Source organism: Glutamicibacter sp. MCAF14 (genome assembly GCF_052114325.1).
Classification (GTDB): domain Bacteria; phylum Actinomycetota; class Actinomycetes; order Actinomycetales; family Micrococcaceae; genus Glutamicibacter; species Glutamicibacter arilaitensis.
Genome location: NZ_JBFREO010000003.1, coordinates 405147 through 423743, shown reverse-complemented (window position 1 = coordinate 423743; position 18597 = coordinate 405147). Strand labels below are relative to the sequence as shown.

The 18597-nt window shown below is 61.4% G+C and carries 17 protein-coding genes; 12 read left to right on the top strand and 5 right to left on the bottom strand.

The features are described 5' to 3' along the window. Window positions 1–33 precede the first annotated feature (33 nt). Genes AB4Y71_RS07350 through AB4Y71_RS07340 form a run of 3 tightly spaced genes read left to right on the top strand, consistent with a single transcriptional unit; the run spans window position 34 to window position 2410 of the window. Window positions 34–873 carry an exodeoxyribonuclease III gene (locus AB4Y71_RS07350; RefSeq protein WP_441719167.1) on the top strand — a complete coding sequence of 280 codons (840 nt, stop codon included), beginning with the start codon at window positions 34–36 and terminating at the stop codon, window positions 871–873. An 8-nt stretch (window positions 874–881) separates the two neighbouring features. Next, window positions 882–1898, top strand: a complete 1017-nt coding sequence (gene trpS, locus AB4Y71_RS07345; protein WP_441719165.1) for a tryptophan--tRNA ligase — start codon at window positions 882–884, stop codon at window positions 1896–1898. Further along, window positions 1898–2410 carry a 2'-5' RNA ligase family protein gene (locus AB4Y71_RS07340; protein WP_134780742.1) on the top strand — a complete coding sequence of 171 codons (513 nt, stop codon included), beginning with the start codon at window positions 1898–1900 and terminating at the stop codon, window positions 2408–2410. Before trpS ends, AB4Y71_RS07340 begins: the two co-directional genes overlap by 1 nt. A gap of 66 nt (window positions 2411–2476) precedes the next feature. Here AB4Y71_RS07340 and AB4Y71_RS07335 read toward each other — a convergent pair whose 3' ends face one another. From AB4Y71_RS07335 to sdhC, 5 genes are all read right to left on the bottom strand, one after another. Continuing rightward, window positions 2477–3931, bottom strand: a complete 1455-nt coding sequence (locus tag AB4Y71_RS07335; RefSeq protein ID WP_441719162.1) for a catalase — start codon at window positions 3929–3931, stop codon at window positions 2477–2479. Window positions 3932–4060: 129 nt separating this feature from the next. Beyond that, entirely contained in the window at window positions 4061–4843 is a 783-nt protein-coding gene (locus AB4Y71_RS07330; protein WP_134780744.1) for a succinate dehydrogenase iron-sulfur subunit, read from the bottom strand. Then, window positions 4843–6630 carry a succinate dehydrogenase flavoprotein subunit gene (gene sdhA, locus AB4Y71_RS07325; protein WP_102598274.1) on the bottom strand — a complete coding sequence of 596 codons (1788 nt, stop codon included), beginning with the start codon at window positions 6628–6630 and terminating at the stop codon, window positions 4843–4845. The genes AB4Y71_RS07330 and sdhA overlap by 1 nt, the downstream gene beginning before the upstream one ends. Before the next feature lie 57 nt (window positions 6631–6687). After that, the gene (locus tag AB4Y71_RS07320; protein WP_013348093.1) at window positions 6688–7131 is read right to left on the bottom strand and encodes a succinate dehydrogenase hydrophobic membrane anchor subunit; all 444 of its coding nucleotides are present in this window, start codon (window positions 7129–7131) and stop codon (window positions 6688–6690) included. Window positions 7132–7134: 3 nt separating this feature from the next. Next, window positions 7135–7548: a succinate dehydrogenase, cytochrome b556 subunit gene (gene sdhC, locus AB4Y71_RS07315; RefSeq protein ID WP_102598273.1), complete on the bottom strand. Its 414-nt coding sequence runs from the start codon at window positions 7546–7548 to the stop codon at window positions 7135–7137. Between the two features lie 246 nt (window positions 7549–7794). On the opposite strand from sdhC, the gene AB4Y71_RS07310 reads away from it, so the two are divergent. From AB4Y71_RS07310 to AB4Y71_RS07270, 9 genes are all read left to right on the top strand, one after another. Further along, the gene (locus AB4Y71_RS07310; protein WP_441719159.1) at window positions 7795–8910 is read left to right on the top strand and encodes a mannose-1-phosphate guanylyltransferase; all 1116 of its coding nucleotides are present in this window, start codon (window positions 7795–7797) and stop codon (window positions 8908–8910) included. Between the two features lie 148 nt (window positions 8911–9058). Next, a complete protein-coding gene (locus tag AB4Y71_RS07305; protein ID WP_441719156.1) occupies window positions 9059–10255 on the top strand; it encodes an amidohydrolase in 1197 nt (398 codons plus the stop codon). A gap of 287 nt (window positions 10256–10542) precedes the next feature. Then, a complete protein-coding gene (locus AB4Y71_RS07300; RefSeq protein ID WP_441719153.1) occupies window positions 10543–11631 on the top strand; it encodes a BMP family lipoprotein in 1089 nt (362 codons plus the stop codon). A gap of 137 nt (window positions 11632–11768) precedes the next feature. Further along, on the top strand, window positions 11769–13367 hold the full coding sequence (locus tag AB4Y71_RS07295) for an ABC transporter ATP-binding protein (protein WP_441719150.1): 1599 nt from the start codon (window positions 11769–11771) through the stop codon (window positions 13365–13367). Continuing rightward, the gene (locus AB4Y71_RS07290) at window positions 13364–14569 is read left to right on the top strand and encodes an ABC transporter permease (RefSeq protein ID WP_441719147.1); all 1206 of its coding nucleotides are present in this window, start codon (window positions 13364–13366) and stop codon (window positions 14567–14569) included. Before AB4Y71_RS07295 ends, AB4Y71_RS07290 begins: the two co-directional genes overlap by 4 nt. Then, on the top strand, window positions 14566–15837 hold the full coding sequence (locus AB4Y71_RS07285; RefSeq protein ID WP_102598268.1) for an ABC transporter permease: 1272 nt from the start codon (window positions 14566–14568) through the stop codon (window positions 15835–15837). Before AB4Y71_RS07290 ends, AB4Y71_RS07285 begins: the two co-directional genes overlap by 4 nt. 9 nt (window positions 15838–15846) lie before the next feature. Further along, window positions 15847–16257 (top strand): cytidine deaminase, encoded by a 411-nt coding sequence (locus tag AB4Y71_RS07280; protein WP_441719144.1) that lies wholly within the window; start codon window positions 15847–15849, stop codon window positions 16255–16257. A gap of 43 nt (window positions 16258–16300) precedes the next feature. Further along, complete coding sequence (locus tag AB4Y71_RS07275) at window positions 16301–17614, top strand: thymidine phosphorylase (RefSeq protein ID WP_441719142.1); 1314 nt, start codon at window positions 16301–16303, stop codon at window positions 17612–17614. A 283-nt stretch (window positions 17615–17897) separates the two neighbouring features. Then, complete coding sequence (locus AB4Y71_RS07270; RefSeq protein ID WP_013348106.1) at window positions 17898–18572, top strand: DedA family protein; 675 nt, start codon at window positions 17898–17900, stop codon at window positions 18570–18572. Window positions 18573–18597 lie beyond the last annotated feature (25 nt).

Below are 18597 nucleotides of genomic sequence, written 5' to 3'. Positions count from 1 at the left end.
GTAATCGAACGCTTAATTTTGTAAGCTGGAACAGTGATACCTACCAGTGTGGAAATTCTCAACAAGGACGCCGGCGCGCTGCGCGTCGCGTCGGTCAACGTCAACGGCATTCGCGCGGCCTACAAGCGCAACATGGCGGACTGGATCGCCGCCCGTGACGTGGACATCCTGTGCCTGCAGGAAGTACGCGCACCGGATAAGATCCTGCGCGACCTGATTGGCGAGGGTTGGCATATTCTGCATGCCGAGGCCAAGGACAAGGGCCGCGCAGGGGTCGCCGTCCTCTCGCGGACCGAGCCGGTAGCCGTGCGCGAGCACATCGGCGAGGACTACTTCGCCGAATCCGGCCGCTGGGTCGAAGCGGACTTCGAAGTCAACGGCGAGGTCTTCACCGTCGTCTCGGCCTACGTCCACTCCGGCGAGCTGGGCACCCAGAAGCAGGAGGACAAGTACCGCTTCCTGCAGCGCATGAACGTGCGCCTGGTCGAACTGAAGAACGAGAAGGACCACGTCCTGGTGGTGGGCGATTTGAACGTCGTGCACACGCAGAAGGACATCAAGAACTGGAAGCCGAACCATAACAAGCGCGCCGGCGTCATGGACGAGGAAATCGCCTACTTCGACGGATTCTTCGGCCCGGAAATCGGCTACAAGGATGTGGCTCGCGAGCTGGCCGGCGACGTGCAGGGACCGTACACCTGGTGGTCTTTCCGCGGACAGGCCTTCGACAACGATGCCGGTTGGCGTATCGACTACCACATGGCCACCCCGGCACTCGCCGCCAAAGCCATCAAGTCCCACGTAGACCGTGCCTCGGCCTACGATTTGCGCTTCTCCGACCATGCACCGCTGGTCGTCGACTACCAGTTCTAAGGAAAACCATGGAAACAACCCGTCCCCGCGTACTTTCAGGAATGCAGCCTTCGGGAGATTCGCTGCATCTTGGCAACTATCTGGGCGCATTGGTCAACTGGGTCAAGACCCAGGATGACCACGAAGCATTCTTCTTCATCCCGGATATGCACGCGATTACCACGCCGCAGGCACCGGCCGAGCTGCGGGCCCGCACCCGCAAGACCGCCGCGCAGTTCATCGCCGGCGGCATCGACCTGGACAAGTCCACCCTGTTCGTCCAGTCGCAGGTTCCCGAGCACGCTCAGCTGGCGTGGGTCTTCAACTGCATCACCGGTTTTGGCGAAGCCAGCCGCATGACCCAGTTCAAGGACAAGTCCTCCAAGGGCGGCGCGGATGCCGCCAGCGTCGGGTTGTTCACCTACCCGGTCCTGATGGCTGCAGACATCCTGCTCTACCAGCCGGAAGGCGTTCCAGTGGGCGATGACCAGCGCCAGCACGTGGAGCTGGCCCGCGACCTGGCCAAGCGCTTCAACCACCGTTTTGGGCAGACCTTCACCGTCCCGGAGGCGTTCATCCCGAAGGAGGGCGCGCGCATCTACGACCTGCAGAACCCGACCTCCAAGATGTCCAAGTCCGCCGAGTCCCCGGCTGGCCTGATCAACGTGCTCGATGAGCCGAAGCTGATCGCCAAGCGCATCAAGTCCGCCGTGACCGATGCCGGGTCCGTCGTGGCCTACGACAAGGCCGAGAAGCCAGGGGTTTCGAACCTGCTGGATATCCTGGCCGCCGTGACCGGCAAGCATGTTCCGGAGCTGGTCAACGAGTTCGAGGGCAAGATGTACGGGCATTTGAAGGTGGCTGTGGCAGAAGCTGTCGTGGAGCGCCTGACCCCGATCCGTACCCGCACCTTGGAACTGCTGGATGATCCCGCCGAGCTGGATCGCCTGCTGCTGGTTGGAGCGACCAAGGCGCGCGAGGTCGCATCGAAGACCGTTGCCGATGTCTACCAGAAGGTCGGCTTCCTGCCACCGCTGGGAATCTGATGGCTTTCGAGTACACCCTGGGCGTAGTGATCCCGGTGCCGCAGCCGCACCGGGAGACCCTGCGCGCGTGGCGCCAGGAATACGGGGGAGAGGCCACCGGGCCAATTGCCCCGCATATCACCTTGGTGTCCGGATCGTACCTGAATTCCTGGGAGAAGGCCGCCGCGCAGGTGCGCCGGGTGGCAGCCACGGTGGAGCCCTTCAGCATCCAGCTGGGTCCGGCTCGAACCTTCCGGCCAGCCAGTGACGTGGTTTTCCTGCCGCTGGAAACCGGCGCCGATGAATGCTGGCAGCTGCACCGCGCGCTGCTCGGCGACGCACTGAGGCACGAATCGGCTTTCGCCTACCATCCGCACCTGACCATCGCGCAGAACGTGCCTGCGCGGCAACTGGACGCCGCGCAGGCAGCATTGGGCGAGGCGCACCTGTCCTTCGCAGCGGATCATATCCATTTGTTCGATACCCGTGGCGGGGATTGGAACTTCAGCGAGCAGATCCCGCTGGGTTCCTAGCTTGCCTGGTTCGCCCTGCAGAAAACGCCAGCCTCGCGGCTGGCGTTTTCCGTGTCGGCTAGCGAATTACTTTTGGCGGACGTTGGCCTCGATCTTCGCTCCGGTATCGGCATCGATGTTCTTCCAGTACGCGATCGCGTTGGACAGCACCGGCTCGATGACGCCATCCAGCGCCCCGGTGACGGTGTCCACCAGTTCGGCGCGCTGGGCATCATCCATCACCTCTCGGACCAGGATGCCGGGCTGGACGAAGTCCCCGTCGTCCTTGCGCAGGGTGTAGGCCTCGCGGACCAGTTCGCCGTCGGACTCGAAGGAATTCTCCGCCGGTCCGGTTTCATCGCTCCATGAATCCCCGAAGGAGTTCGGCGCGTAGACGCTGCGATCACCGGTGTGATCGTAGGTCATGCTCCCCTCGAAGTTATACGAGTTCACCGGGCACTTGGGCTTGTTCACCGGCAGCTGCTGGAAGTTGGTGCCGATGCGATAACGTTGCGCGTCCGCGTACGCGAAATTGCGTCCCAGCAGCATCTTGTCCGGACTCATCCCCATGCCCGGGACCATGTTCCCGGGGGAGAATGCGGCCTGCTCGATTTGCGCGAAGAAGTTCTCCGGGTTCCGGTTCAGCGTCATGGTGCCGACCTTGATGCGCGGATAGTCCTTCTTGGACCAGACCTTGGTCAGGTCGAAGGGGTTGAACCGGTAGGTCTTGGCTTCCTCGTAGGGCATGATCTGCACGTACAGGTCCCACTGGGGGAAATTGCCGGCCCTGATGGCTTCGAACAGGTCGCGACGGTGGAAGTCGGCGTCGGATCCGGCCAGTGCCTCGGCCTGCGCCCCGCGGATGGTCTCGAACTTCTCGGACTGCTTGTTCAAGAAATGGTACTTGACCCAGAATTTCTCCCCGGCCGCATTGACCCACATGTAGGTGTGCGAGCCGTAGCCGTTCATCTCGCGCCAGGTCTTGGGCAGGCCGCGCTGGCCCATGATGTAGGTGACCTGGTGGGCGGATTCCGGATTCTGCGTCCAGAAGTCCCACTGCATGGTGCCATCGCGCAGCCCCGAATCGGGCAGCCGCTTCTGGGAGCGGATGAAGTGCGGGAACTTCATCGGGTCGCGCACGAAGAACACCGGCGTGTTGTTCCCAACCAGATCGAAATTGCCCTCGGAAGTGTAGAACTTCATCGAGAAGCCGCGCACATCGCGCCAGGTGTCGGGAGAGCCTAGCTCGCCGGCAACGGTGGAGAAACGCATCAGCGTTTCGGTTTTCACGCCAGGCTGGAACAGGGCCGCCTTGGTGTACCGGGATACGTCCTCGGTGGTTTCGAATTCGCCGAAGGCTCCGGAGCCCTTGGCATGCGGGCGGCGCTCGGGAACATTCATCCGGTTGAAATGCTGCAGGGTCTCGACCAGATGATGATCGTGCAGCACGATGGGGCCGTTGGCACCCACCGTCAGCGAGTTGCGGTCGCTGGCTACCGGGATTCCTGCTTGGGTTGTCGAGGTGGGTTCTTCACTGGCCATGTTTGCTCCTCAGTTCTGTGGTGCATTGGGAAAAGGGCGAGTACTGCCCATCATGCCACGCGAGGCGGAGGAGTTGAAGGGATGCAAAAAGGCCCGAACCATCAATGGTTCGGGCCTCTTGGCGCGTCCTTAGACGGTGCGCGCCAGAATTGCCTGCTTGACCTCGGCGATAGCCTTGGTCACCTGGATGCCGCGTGGGCATGCTTCGGTGCAGTTGAAGGTGGTGCGGCAGCGCCACACGCCTTCCTTGTCGTTCAGGATCTCCAAGCGCATGTCGCCTGCATCATCGCGCGAGTCGAAGATGAAGCGGTGGGCGTTGACGATCGCGGCCGGGCCGAAGTACTGGCCATCGGTCCAGAACACCGGGCAGGAGCTGGTGCAAGCAGCACACAGGATGCACTTGGTGGTGTCGTCGAAGATCTCGCGATCCTCGGCGGACTGGTAGCGTTCCTTGGTTGGCTCGTGGCCCTTGGAGATCAGGAATGGCATGATCTCGCGGTAGGACTGGAAGAACGGTTCCATGTCGACGATGAGGTCCTTCTCAAGGGGCAGGCCCTTGATGGCTTCAACGGTGATCGGCTTGGAGGTGTCCAGGTCCTTGAGCAGGGTCTTGCAAGCCAGGCGGTTGCGGCCGTTGATGCGCATGGCATCGGAACCGCACACGCCGTGGGCGCAGGAGCGGCGGAACGACAGGGTGCCGTCCTGCTCCCACTTGACCTTGTGCAGGGCGTCCAGCACACGGTCGGTGCCGTACATGGTCAGCTTGAAGTCTTCCCAGTAAGCATCCGCAGTGGCCTCTGGGAGGTAACGACGAACGCGCAGGGTGATGTCGAAGCTAGGGATTTCTCCGCCGCCGCCAACGCCTGGCTTCAGCTCGATCTTTGACGGTGGTTCTGGCAGTTCGGTGCTCATTAGTACTTACGCTCCATTGGCTGGTAACGGGTAAAGACCACAGGCTTGGTCTCCATGCGGATGCCCTTGATGTCCTCGGTGACAGCGTCTGCGTCACGGTAGGACATCGAGTGCTTCATGAAGTTCTCATCGTCGCGGTCTGGGAAGTCCTCGCGGTAGTGGCCGCCGCGGGATTCCTTGCGGTGCAATGCAGCAACGGTGATGACCTCGGCCAAGTCGAGCAGGAAGCCCAGCTCGATGGCTTCGAGCAGATCCAGGTTGAAGCGCTTGCCCTTGTCCTGGATGCTGATGTTCTTGTAGCGGATGCGCAGATCTTCGATCACGTCGCGCGCTTCCTTCAGCGAACGCTCGTCGCGGAATACCTGGACGTTGGCGTCCATGGTCTCCTGCAGGGTCGAACGCAGGTCCGAGACGCGCTCGGTGCCGTTGCCCGAGAGCACGCCTTCGATCTGTGCGGTGACGAATGCTTCCGGGTTCTGAGGCAGCTCGACGAAGTCGGCGGTCTTGGAGTACTCGGCAGCGGCCACGCCGGCGCGCTTGCCGAACACGTTGATGTCCAGCAGCGAGTTGGTGCCCAGGCGGTTCGAACCGTGGACCGATACACAAGCGACCTCGCCGGCAGCGTACAGGCCGGGAATGACGGTGTCATTGTCCTGCAGCACTTCGGTGTTGATGTTGGTTGGCACGCCGCCCATGGCGTAGTGCGCGGTTGGGTACACAGGCACTGGATCGGTGAATGGCTCGACACCCAGGTAGGTGCGGGCGAATTCGGTGATGTCAGGCAGCTTGGATTCGATGTGCTCTGGTTCCAAGTGGGTCAAATCCAGCAGCACGTAGTCCTTGTTAGGACCGCAGCCGCGGCCTTCGCGCACTTCGTTGGCCATGGCGCGGGCCACGATGTCACGTGGTGCCAGGTCCTTGATGGTCGGTGCGTAGCGCTCCATGAAGCGTTCGCCATCCGAGTTACGCAGAATTGCGCCTTCGCCACGTGCACCCTCGGTGAGCAGGATGCCCAAGCCGGCAAGGCCTGTTGGGTGGAACTGGAAGAACTCCATGTCTTCCAGTGGCAGACCCGAGCGGAAAGCGATGGACATGCCGTCACCGGTCAGGGTGTGAGCGTTCGAGGTGGTCTTGAAGACCTTGCCCGCGCCGCCCGAAGCGAAGATGACCGACTTGGCCTGGAAGACGTGCAGTTCGCCGGTAGCCAGGTCGTAGGACACGACGCCGGCAACGCGCTTCTGCTTGTAGGCGGTGCCGTCCTCGCGGTAGGCATCCTCTTCGACCATCAGCAGGTCCAGCACGTAGTACTCGTTGTAGAACTCGACGTTGTGCTTGACGCAGTTTTGGTACAGGGTCTGCAAGATCATGTGGCCGGTACGGTCAGCTGCGTAGCAGGCGCGGCGCACGGCAGCCTTGCCGTGGTCGCGGGTGTGGCCACCGAAACGACGCTGGTCGATCTTGCCCTCTGGGGTGCGGTTGAATGGTAGACCCATCTTTTCCAGGTCGAGCACGGCGTCGATGGCTTCCTTGGCCATGACCTCGGCTGCGTCCTGGTCAACCAGGTAGTCGCCACCCTTGATGGTGTCGAAGGTGTGCCATTCCCAGTTGTCTTCCTCGACGTTGGCAAGTGCTGCGCACATGCCGCCCTGGGCTGCACCGGTGTGCGAGCGGGTCGGGTAAAGCTTGGTTAGCACTGCGGTGCGTGCGCGCTGACCGGATTCGATCGCTGCGCGCATGCCTGCGCCGCCGGCACCGACGATGACTACGTCGTACTTATGTACCTGCATTCTAGATGCTCTCTTTTCTACAAAAATCTTTGTGGCTGGTGAACTGGGGAGTTCCAATTAGCACTGCGGCAGGGTGCTGCCGGCGACGCATGGGTCGAAGGTGAAGATCACCAGGGAACCAAGAACGATGATGAAGATCGTTGCGACGTACAGGATGCCCTTGAGCCAAGCACGGGTTGCGTGCTTCTCTGCGTAGTCGTTGATGATGGTGCGCACGCCGTTGGTGCCGTGCAGCATTGCAAGCCACAGCATGGCCAGGTCCCAGAACTGCCACAGCGGCGAAGCCCACTTGCCAGCGACGAAGCCGAAGCCGATGCCGGAGATGCCTTCGCCGACCATCAGGTTGGAGAACAGGTGGCCGAAGATCAAGATGACCAGTACTACGCCGGAGAGGCGCATGAACAGCCATGCCAGCATCTCGAAGCTGCCGCGGGATTTCGGTCCACGCTTGTACTTTGGATCAATGCGCTGGCTGCGGGGAGCAGGAATAGAAACGCTCATGGCTTAGTGGCCTCCGAATGCGATCGACAGGTGACGGATAGCGAAGCCTGCGAAGACGATGACCCAGAGGATCAGAACGCCCCAGAGCATCTGGCGCTGGTACTTGGTGCCCTGCTTCCAGAAGTCGACCAGGATCAAGCGCAGGCCGTTGAATGCGTGGAAGAGGATTGCTGCAACCAGACCGGTTTCACCAAGTGCCATCCACGGGGTCTGATAGGTGCTAATGATTGCGTCGTAGGCGCCGGCATCGACACGGACCATGGCCGTATCAAGCACGTGCACCAGCAAATAAAGAAAAATAACGACACCGGTGACTCGGTGTCCCACCCAGGACCACATGCCTTCATGGCCGCGGTATAGGGTGCCTGACGAAGTCTTCGACACTGAACTAAACCTCCAAGGCTCGCAACGGCGCATGTGTATATTGCACACAATGAGATTTGACGCACTTGTGCGAGCGTTCCTTGTGCGAGTCTAAACCACTAAGCCAGCTCCAATCTATTTCGTGTCTCGTTCCTGTGAGCATGTTCACCGAAAAGCACTAATTATGCGCTAAAAGGCCGAAAATCCGGAGGTAATACCGCATGAGATGTTTTCGTATTTAATTTGTTGCACAGGTTTCAATGGACCGGATTATCCACCGAATGAATTAGTCTGGAAGGCGTGAATGCAGACCTATTAGCCCGATTCCACGGCGTGATCCCCGCCGGTGGTGTCGGTACCCGATTGTGGCCCCTCTCGCGGGCTTCCGCTCCGAAGTTTTTGCACGATCTGACCGGTTCCGGATCCACGCTGATCCGTGCCACCTATGATCGCCTGGTGCCGCTGGCCGGTGAACGCATCATGGTGGTCACCGGTCGCGCGCACCGCGGAGCAGTTGTTTCGCAGCTGCCCGAGCTGTGCGACGAGGATCTGGTCCTTGAGCCGGAGCCGCGCGATTCGGCCGCCGCGATCGGCCTGGCCGCCGCGATCCTGTACCGCCGCGACCCGAATATCATCATGGGTTCTTTTGCCGCTGACCAGGTCATCGAGCCGGTCGAGGTTTTCCAGGCCGCGCTGAGCGAAGCGATCCACACCGCTGCGACCGGCAAGATCGTGACCATCGGCATCCACCCCACCCACCCGTCGACCGGTTTCGGCTACATCCAGACCGGCCAGCCGCTGGATGTGCCCAATGCGCCTTCGGCGCGCGGGGTGGTGCAGTTCGTGGAGAAGCCCGATGAGGACACCGCGCGCAAGTACCTGGCCTCGGGCGGGTTCCTGTGGAATGCCGGCATGTTCGTCGCGCCGGTGAGCCTGATGCTCAAGCACCTGGAAGCCAATGAGCCGGCACTGTACGCCGGCCTGATGAAGATCGCCGATGCCTGGGAAACCGATCAGCGCGAAACCGTGATGCGCGAAGTCTGGGCCGATCTGCCGAAGATCGCCATTGACTATGCGGTGGCCGAGCCGGCTGCTGAAGCTGGAGATGTCGCGGTGATTCCAGGGGTGTTCAACTGGGATGACGTGGGCGATTTCGCTGCGATCGGCCGCTTGAACAAGGCCAGTGCCGAAGAGGGCATCATCAACCTGGGTGGCGAATCGGTGCGCGTGTACGCGGACAGCGCGACCGGTGTGGTCTATTCGGACCGCCCACGCGTGGTGGCCCTGGTGGGTATCGAAGACGTGGTGGTGGTGGATACCGCTGATGCGTTGCTGGTGACCACCAAGGAGCATGCGCAGAAGGTGAAGCAGACGGTGGAGGCGCTGAAAGCAGACGGCGCGACAGAGGTGCTCTAGCGCAGCTGGATTGCGAACGGGGCGGGTTGGCTGGTAACGGGCCGGCGCGCCCCGTTTTGCATCCCCGAGTGTTGCGCAATTCGCCCGAATCATTACGGAAAACTGTCATTCTCCGCACCGTGCCGAGTATCTTCAAAAGGTGTCTACCGTGAATGAAAATGGCAATGTCGCTTCCGTCGCCGAGGTCACCGAGCCGCTAGCCGAGCAACTTATCGGCTTCCGCCGGGAACTGCACCGCAACCCGGAACTGTCCTTTGCGGAGCACCAAACCACCGAGCGCATTCTTGAAACTTTGCGCGCCGCGGGCCTGTCCCCGCAGAAGATGGCGGAGACCGGAGCCTTCGTGGATATCGGCCAAGGGCCAATCCGCATTGCTTTCCGCGCCGACATCGACGCGTTGCCGGTGGTGGAAGAAACAAACCTGGAATTCGTCTCGATGACTCCGGGCGTAGCGCACGCCTGCGGCCACGACATCCACACCACCGTCATGCTCGGCGTGGCCCTGGCCTTGGGCCAGCTGGATGCCGCTGGCAAGCTCGAAGGGCGCGTGCGGGTGATCTTCCAGCCTGCCGAAGAAAAGCTTCCTGGCGGAGCGCTGTCGGTGATCGAGCAGGGATTGCTTGATGGCGTGCCGCGCGTGCTGGCGCTGCACTGCGACCCGCGGATCGACGCCGGGCACATCGGTACCCGCATTGGTGCGATCACCTCGGCCAGCGATACCATCCGCATCGAGGTCAACGGCCGCGGCGGGCATACCTCCCGTCCGCATTTGACCGAGGACATCGTTTTCGCCATGAGCCAGATCGCCACCCAGGTCCCTGCCGTGCTGGGACGCAAGGTCGATGTGCGTTCGGCCGTCTCGGTCGTGTGGGGGCAGATCCACGCTGGCAGCGTGCCCAATGCCATTCCTGCCACCGGCTACCTCGCAGGCACCATGCGCTGCCTGGACGGGGACATCTGGTATGAGGCAGGCGAATTACTGGATAGCGCGGTGCGCCAGATTGCCGCTCCGTACGGCGTGGAAATCAAGCTTCAGCACACCCGCGGAGTGCCGCCGGTCGTCAATGCCCCGGCTGAAACTGCGCTGATCGAAGATGCGGCACGTCGTGAATTCGGTGCCGAAGCCATCGAGCTGACCCCGCAGTCGATGGGCGGGGAGGACTTCGCCTGGATGACGCAGAAGGTTTCAGGGGCCATGCTTCGGCTGGGAACGCGCACCCCCGGCGGCAAGACCTACGACCTGCATCGGGGGGATTACATCCCCGACGAATCATGCATTGGCGTGGGAGTTCGAATCATGACCGCGGCAGCGCTGCAGGCTGTGAGTGAGGCGAACGCCAAATAGGGCGTTGGCCACATGAAACTCAAAATATTTTAACATTTCTTTGACGCTTTAACGATTCGGGCAGTGACTTGGGCATTGGCGTTAAGCGCTTGCCGTTTTGCGACCGCTTAGTTATCTGTTTGTAATCTGTATCGTCTTTACCTGTGAGATATCTCCGATAGGCTATGGAAACGATGGGAATGCTATGACTTTTGGTGTGCTCGCGTGAGGCCTAGGCAATGAAGCCTTGCACGGGAGTCAGGTGTCTTGCCTCCCGCATTATCTCGCACGATTTTTTGGAGGAACAGATGCGCTTCGTATCGCGCAAGACCGGCGTGGCAGCTGCCATGCTCGGCATCTCAGCATTGGCTTTGAGCGCCTGCGGCGCTGCACCGGAAGAGTCCAGCTCTGATGGCCAGTTCAAGGACTTCGTCGGCTGCATCGTTTCGGACTCCGGCGGCTTCGATGACCAGTCCTTCAACGAGTCCTCGCACCGCGGCCTGATGAACGCCAAGGAAGATCTGGGCATCCAGGTCAAGACCGCAGAATCCAAGTCCAACGCGGACTTCACGACCAACCTCAACGGCATGGTCACCGCAGGCTGCGACCTGACCGTAACCATCGGCTTCCTGCTCGGTGACGCGACTGCTGAAGCGGCCGCTGCCAACCCGGACAAGAACTTCGCGATCGTCGACTTCCAGTACGAGAAGTCCATCGAAAACGTCAAGCCGATCATCTATGACACGGCTCAGGCTGCTTACCTGGCAGGCTACGCAGCAGCTGCTGCCTCGAAGACCGGCACTGTTGCGACCTTCGGCGGCATCCAGATCCCAACCGTGACCATCTTCATGGACGGCTTTGCAGACGGCGTTGACAAGTTCAACGAAGACAAGGGCGAAGACGTCAAGCTGCTGGGTTGGAACAAGGACAAGCAGAACGGTACCTTCTCCGGCGACTTCGAGAAGCAGGATAAGGGCAAGCAGATCACCAAGAACTTCATCGCTTCCGGCGCTGACGTGATCATGCCTGTAGCCGGCCCAGTGGGCAAGGGCGCTGGCGCTGCAGTAGTTGAAGCCAACAAGTCCGGCAAGGAAGCCAAGCTTGTTTGGGTTGACTCTGATGGCTTCCTGACCGCTCCTGACTACAAGGACGTCATGCTGACTTCGGTCATCAAGACCATGGACACCGCGGTTGAGGACGTTCTCCGCACCGACGCCGAAGGCAACTTCGACTCGACCCCATACGTAGGCACCTTGGAAAATGAGGGCGTTGCACTGGCACCGTTCCACAACTTCGACGAGGAAATCGGCGAAGAAACCAAGAGTGAGATCGAAGCTTTGAAGCAGCAGATCGTCTCCGGCGAGCTGAAGATCGATTCGGCTTCCAGCCCTAAGTAGGTCTAGGCAAACTAGCCATGGAGCGCGTCACCGCTCGCCGCACTACAGCGGTGGGCAGGTGACGCGCTTTATGCCTGCCTGAGGGCCAAACCTGCACGCAAGAACCTCGCCAAACGAACAATGAAGATGGTGGAATCGTGAAACTCGAACTACGAGGAATCTCGAAAGCCTTCGGTTCTTTCTACGCCAATAAAGATATCGACCTCGTAGTCGATGACGCCCAGATTCACTGTCTGCTCGGCGAAAACGGTGCTGGAAAGTCCACGCTTATGAACGTGCTCTACGGTCTGTACCAACCGACCGAGGGCCAAATTCTGCTGGACGGCAAGCCCGTCGAGTTCTCCGGACCAGGCGACGCCATGGCCGCTGGCATCGGCATGGTGCACCAGCACTTCATGCTGGTTCCGGTATTCACCGTGGCCGAGAACATTGCCTTGGGCGCAGAGACCACCAAAGCCGGCGGCATGCTGGATTTGCAGGTCACGCGCAAGAAGATCCGCGAAATCTCGGATCGCTACGGCTTTGACGTAGACCCCGACGCAGTAGTTGAAGATTTGCCCGTCGGCGTGCAGCAGCGCGTGGAAATCATCAAGGCCCTGGTGCGCGATGCGCGCATCCTGATCCTGGATGAGCCAACTGCGGTGCTGACCCCGCAGGAAACCGACGAGCTGCTGGACATCATGCGCCAGCTCAAGGCCAACGGCACCTCCATCGTCTTCATTTCGCACAAGCTGCGCGAAGTGCGAGCCGTCTCCGATGTGATTACCGTGATCCGCCGCGGCGAAGTCATCGACTCGGTTTCCCCGGAATCTTCCACCACCGAGCTGGCCAACCTGATGGTGGGCCGCGCGGTGGAGCTGAACCTGCACAAGGAAGCGGCGACCCCGGGCGCCGCCGCACTTGAGGTCAGCAACCTCAGCGTGGTCAACGCAGCGGGATCCACCACCTTGGACTCGGTTTCCTTCACCATCCACGAAAGCGAAATCCTTGCCGTGGCAGGCGTGCAGGGCAACGGCCAGACCGAATTGACCGAAGCCATTCTGGGCACCCAGCCGGTAACCGGTGGTTCGGTCAAGCTCGCTGGCAAGGAACTGGTCGGCAAGTCGGTCAAGCAGATCCTGCGTTCGGGCCTCGGCTTCGTTCCCGAAGACCGTTCGGTGCACGGACTGGTCACCCAGTTCTCCATTGAGGAGAACCTGGTGCTGGACCTCTACGACCGCCCGCCCTTCGGCAAGGGCATCTCGATGAACCTGGCGGCGATCAAGAAGAACGCCACGCAGCAGATCGAGGGCTTCGACGTGCGTACGGACAACCCCTTGAACCCGGCTTCCAGCCTCTCGGGCGGCAACCAGCAGAAGGTCGTCATGGCCCGCGAGCTGAGCCGTGATTTGAAGCTGTTCATCGCTTCGCAGCCAACCCGTGGCGTGGATGTGGGATCCATCGAATTCCTGCACCGCCGCATTGTCGCCGAACGCGACAAGGGCACCCCGGTGATGATCGTGTCCACCGAGCTGGACGAAGTCATGGAACTGGCCGACCGCATCGCGGTGCTCTACAAGGGCAAGATCAACGGCATTGTGCCGGGGGATACCTCCCGTGAAGTATTGGGCCTGATGATGGCCGGCGTTTCGCAGGAAGAAGCTCTGGCCCAGGCCGACTTCACCAAGGCGGACAATGAGCCGGTTGAAGCCAAGCCAGTTAGCGAGCAGGACAACCAGGAAGGAGAAGCGCAGTGAGCGAGAAAGCACCTGTGGTTCCCGAATCCGGCAAGCAGGGCAATGACCTGCTGCGCCAGATCACCCAGGGACCGGGCCTGGTCTCGATCCTCGGCGTCATCGTCGCCCTGGTCATCGGCGGCCTGCTGATTGCAGTGACCGATGAGAAGGTCGGCGAAACCGCCGGCTACCTCTTCGCCCAGCCTTCGGCCTTCTTCAGCGAGTTCTGGCGTGCGGCCACCGAAAGCTACGTGGCCCTGTTCAACGGCTCGATCTACAACTCCTCCCAGGGCTTCAAGCCGTTCTTGGAGACCCTGACCGTTTCCACCCCGCTGATTTGCGCCGGCCTGGGCGTGGCCGTGGCCTTCCGTGCCGGCCTGTTCAACATCGGTGCCCAGGGCCAGATCATCATCGGCTCGGTACTGGCCGCCTACATCGGCTTCGCCTGGCACCTGCCGCTGGTCCTGCACCTGCTGCTGGTGATCGTCTTCGGCCTGCTTGGCGGTGCGATCTGGGGCGGCCTGGTAGGCCTGCTCAAGGCCAAGACCGGCGCCCACGAAGTGATCCTGACGATCATGTTCAACTACGTGGCCGTGTACCTCATCGACTTCTTGATGAACACCCAGGCATTCCGCCGCCCAGGGGAAACCAACCCGATCTCCCCGATCCTGGACCCCTCGGCAGTGTTCCCGGCCATCCCGGGCTCGCGCCTGCACCTGGGCTTCGTCATGGCAGTGCTGCTGGTCATCCTGATTTCCTGGATGTTCAAGCGCTCCACCGTCGGCTTCGAATTCCGCGCAGTGGGGCATAACCCTGAAGCCGCGCAAACCGCCGGCATCAACGTCGCCCGCACCACCATCCTCGCGATGGCCCTGGCCGGCGCGCTGGCTGGCGCCGCCGGTGTGGCGCAGGTTGCCGGTACCGAAAAGGTGCTCACCGCCGGCATCGCCGGTTCGCTGGGCTTCGATGCGATCACCGTAGCCCTGCTGGGCCGCTCCACCCCATGGGGCACCTTCTTCGCCGGCTTGCTCTTCGGTGCATTCCAGGCCGGTGCCGTGAACATGCAGATCACCACGGGCACGCCGATCGACATTGTTTCGGTGGTGCAGTCGCTGATCGTGCTGTTCATCGCCGCACCGCCATTGGTCAAGGCCCTCTTTGGCATGAATCGCAAGAAGAAGCGCAGCTCCAAGATCGAACCAACTAAGGCAGGTGCCAAGTGACCACTTCGACCTTGCAACCGGCAATTAACGTCTTGCCGTCCAAGAAGACCCCGATCATCCTTTCGGTGATCGCAGTCATCGTCTTCTTCAGCTTCGGCTTGCTGGGCAACGACCAGAGCGCGCACTTCACGCTGGATAGCGCCGGCGACGCCTTCACGTTGCCGGAACTGGTCTTCCCAGGCCGCATCACCAACATCGTGTTCGGCGTACTGCTGCTGGCCTTGGCCGCCTACTCATGGATGCAGCGCAAGCAGGGCAAGATGCTGGCCACCTGGATGGTGGCCGTAGCCGCAGTCCTGTTCGTGCTGGGCTTCCTGATCTGGGTAGTCTCCGGGGCGAACATCAACAGCATCTCGCTGGCCAGCTTGCTGGCCGGTGGCGTGGTGCTGGCAGTGCCGCTGGTCTTCGGTTCGCTTTCGGGCGTGCTGTGCGAACGTGCTGGCGTGGTCAACATCGCCATCGAAGGACAGCTGCTTGGCGGCGCCTTCACTGCCGCCCTGGTGGCCTCGCTGACCAAGAACGCCTTCGCAGGGCTGATCGCCGCTGGCCTGGCCGGTGCGCTGGTCTCGCTGGTGCTGGCGATCTTCTCGATCAAGTACCTGGTCAACCAGATCATCGTCGGCGTGGTCTTGAACGTGCTGGTATCGGGCATCACCGGCTTCCTGTTCACCACCGTGATGCAGGAAGACCCGGAGCGGTTCAACTCGCCAGCGCACCTGCCAGTGATTGACATCCCGCTGCTCTCCTCGATCCCGGTCATCGGCCCGATCCTCTTCAAGCAGTCGGTCATCGGCTACCTGATGTACCTGGCCGTCTTCCTGGTCTGGTTCGGATTGTTCAAGACCAAGTGGGGCCTGCGCGTACGCGCCGTGGGCGAGCACCCGAAGGCAGCGGACACCCTGGGCATCAAGGTCAACTCAATCCGCTTCTGGAATGTGACTCTCGGCGGCATCGTGGCCGGTATCGGCGGGTCCTTCTTCACCCTGGTGGCCATCGATTCCTTCACCAAGGAGATCTCCGGCGGACGCGGCTTCATCGCGCTGGCCGCGGTGATCTTCGGACGCTGGAACCCGATCGGCGCCTTCTTGGCTGCCCTGCTCTTCGGCTTTGCAGATAACCTGCAGGTCATCCTCACCATCATCGGCACCCCGGTGCCAAGCCAGTTCATGGCGATGATGCCTTACCTCGTCACGATCTTCGCGGTGGCCGGCCTGGTGGGACGCTCACGCGGACCAGCGGCTGCGGGCGAACCGTATGTGAAGGAATAGCGTAAAACGATGAATGCCAACAACGCGCCGTGGCCACAGCTTGAAGCTGCGGCTGCGGCCGCGCTGTCTCAGGCCTACGCGCCCTACTCGAAGTTCCGGGTGGGGTCCGCGGCACTGACCAGCGACGGCCGCCTGATATCCGGCTGCAATGTAGAAAACGCCGCCTACGGGGTCACCCTGTGCGCCGAATGCGCCATGATCGGCCAGCTGTTCGCCACCGGCGGGGGCACCTTGGAGAACTTCGTGTGCTTCGGCCAGCTTGAAGACGGGGCACTGGAGCTGATCACCCCGTGCGGCCGCTGCCGCCAGCTGCTCTTCGAGCACCGTGGTGCAGCCCTGCAGATCAAGACCGCCCGCGGGATCGTGGGCATCAACGACTTGCTTCCCGATGCTTTCGGGCCGCAGAACCTCAACGCCTAGCGCCGGAGCACACCGGCCAACAGCAGAACGGAAGGTGCCGCACATGGCTACCGAGCAATTCAGTGCCGTCGAGGTCATCCGCGCCAAGCGCGATGGCCAAGTACTGGGCAACGAGATGATCGACTGGACCATCGACGCCTACACCCGCGGGGCCATCGCCGAAGAGCAGATGTCCGCCTTGAACATGGCCATCTACTTCCAGGGCATGAACCGCAGCGAGATCTCGCGCTGGACCAACGCGATGATCAACTCCGGAGAACGCATGGACTTCTCCACCCTTGCAGACCCTTCGGGCAAGCACCTGGCCACCACCGACAAGCACTCCACCGGTGGCGTGGGGGACAAGATCACCTTGCCGCTGGCACCGCTGGTCGCCAGCTTCGGCGTGGCCGTCCCGCAGCTCTCGGGCCGCGGACTGGGCCACACCGGCGGCACTTTGGACAAGCTCGAAGCCATCCCGGGCTGGAAGGCTGATCTGTCCAACGAAGCGCTGTTCGACCAGCTCTCCACCGTCGGCGCGGTCATTTGCGCAGCTGGCACCGGACTGGCCCCGGCGGATAAGAAGCTGTACGCGCTGCGCGATGTCACCGCCACCGTGGAAGCGATCCCGCTGATCGCCTCCTCGATCATGAGCAAGAAGATCGCCGAAGGCACCGGCACCCTGGTGCTGGATGTGAAGGTCGGTTCCGGCGCGTTCATGAAGGACGAGGCCATGGCCCGCGAGCTGGCCGAGACCATGGTGAACCTGGGCACCGATGCCGGGGTGAACACCGTGGCGCTGCTGACCAACATGGAAACCCCGCTGGGCCTAACCGCAGGCAACGCGATCGAGGTCGAGGAATCCGTCGAGGTCCTGGCCGGCGGCGGGCCGCAGGACGTCATCGAGCTGACCGTGGCGCTGGCTACCGAGATGCTGGCTGGTGCCGGAATCAAGGATGTCGATGTTGCCGCTGCGCTGAAGAACGGCCAGGCCATGGACGTGTGGCGCAAGATGATCGCTGCCCAGGGCGGCGACCCGAATGCCAAGTTGCCGGTGGCCAAGGAATCGCACACCGTGGTGGCACCTGCCGAGGGTGTGCTGCTCAAGCTGGATGCCATGGACATCGGCTTGGCCGCCTGGACCTTGGGCGCGGGCCGTGCCCGCAAGGAAGACAGCGTCCAGGCGGGCGCGGGCGTGCGCATGCATGTGAAGCCAGGAGCCTTGGTGCGCCGTGGCGAGCCTATTGCCACGTTGCTGACCGATACCCCGGAAAAGATGGAGCGCGCCATTGAACTGGTCCAGCGAGCCATCATGGTCGGTTCGGCCGATGACCGTCCGGACACCCGCCTGATCTTGGAGCGCATCGCGGCCAAGTAGGCAATTGCTGCTTGAATTTTGGAGCTGGGAGACACTTCGTTGTGTCTCCCAGTTTCTTTTTGCCCGCATGCCACCGAGGCCGCTGCCGGAACTAGAAGTTCACAGCAAGTTCCCGGGAACCATAATGCCGTAGTCAATCGTTAGTTAGTTATCTCCTACTGCGGTCGTGGATGAGAACTGTCCACATGGCTACGAAAGTAGGATGCGCGTGAGGTAGTTCTCGAGCGAAGATGGATGAACACTGAGCGCAACGGACGCTTCGGGAAAGTAGATGTAAGCACGCATGGAATTAGTCAATGAAGCAATTACGCAGGCCGCCAGCGCATGGTGGATCTTGCCGCTGTTGTTTCTGTTTTGCATGATCGATGCGATATTCCCTGTCGTACCGAGCGAATCATTCTTGGTTTCCCTCGCTGCAGTAGGGGTTCACACCGGAGTTCCCAACCTGGTTCTCATTGGCTTGCTGGGAGCCGGTGGTGCCTTGCTCGGCGACCAGATCACCTTCGCGATCGGTCGCAAGATCGGTTCCCGGGGATTCAAGTGGATGCGCGGTAAACGTGCGCAGCGGGTGCTCAAATACGCTGAGAAAAAACTTGCAACCTCCGGAGCACTGCTCATTTTCACCGCCCGGTATATCCCTATTGGCCGTGTTGCCGTGAACCTGACGGCAGGCGCCACCGGTTTCAGCCACAAGCGCTTCACCATCTTCGACACCATTGGTGTGCTCACCTGGGCGGCCTATTCCATCAGCATCGGCGCGATGGCTGGAAACTGGATGCACGACAACAAGCTGCTGGGAATCATCGTCTCCATCGTCATCGCTGTGGTGCTGGGATTCATCATCGACCGGATCGTCAGCTGGGTGCTTGGACGCATGCATCGCCATGCCGATGCGCGCAAGGAACACACCGGAGAACTGCTTCGGCAGACGGTGCCACCGGCCCCGCAAGAGCGTTAACCTGCCGTGTTGATCAGGCTCACAC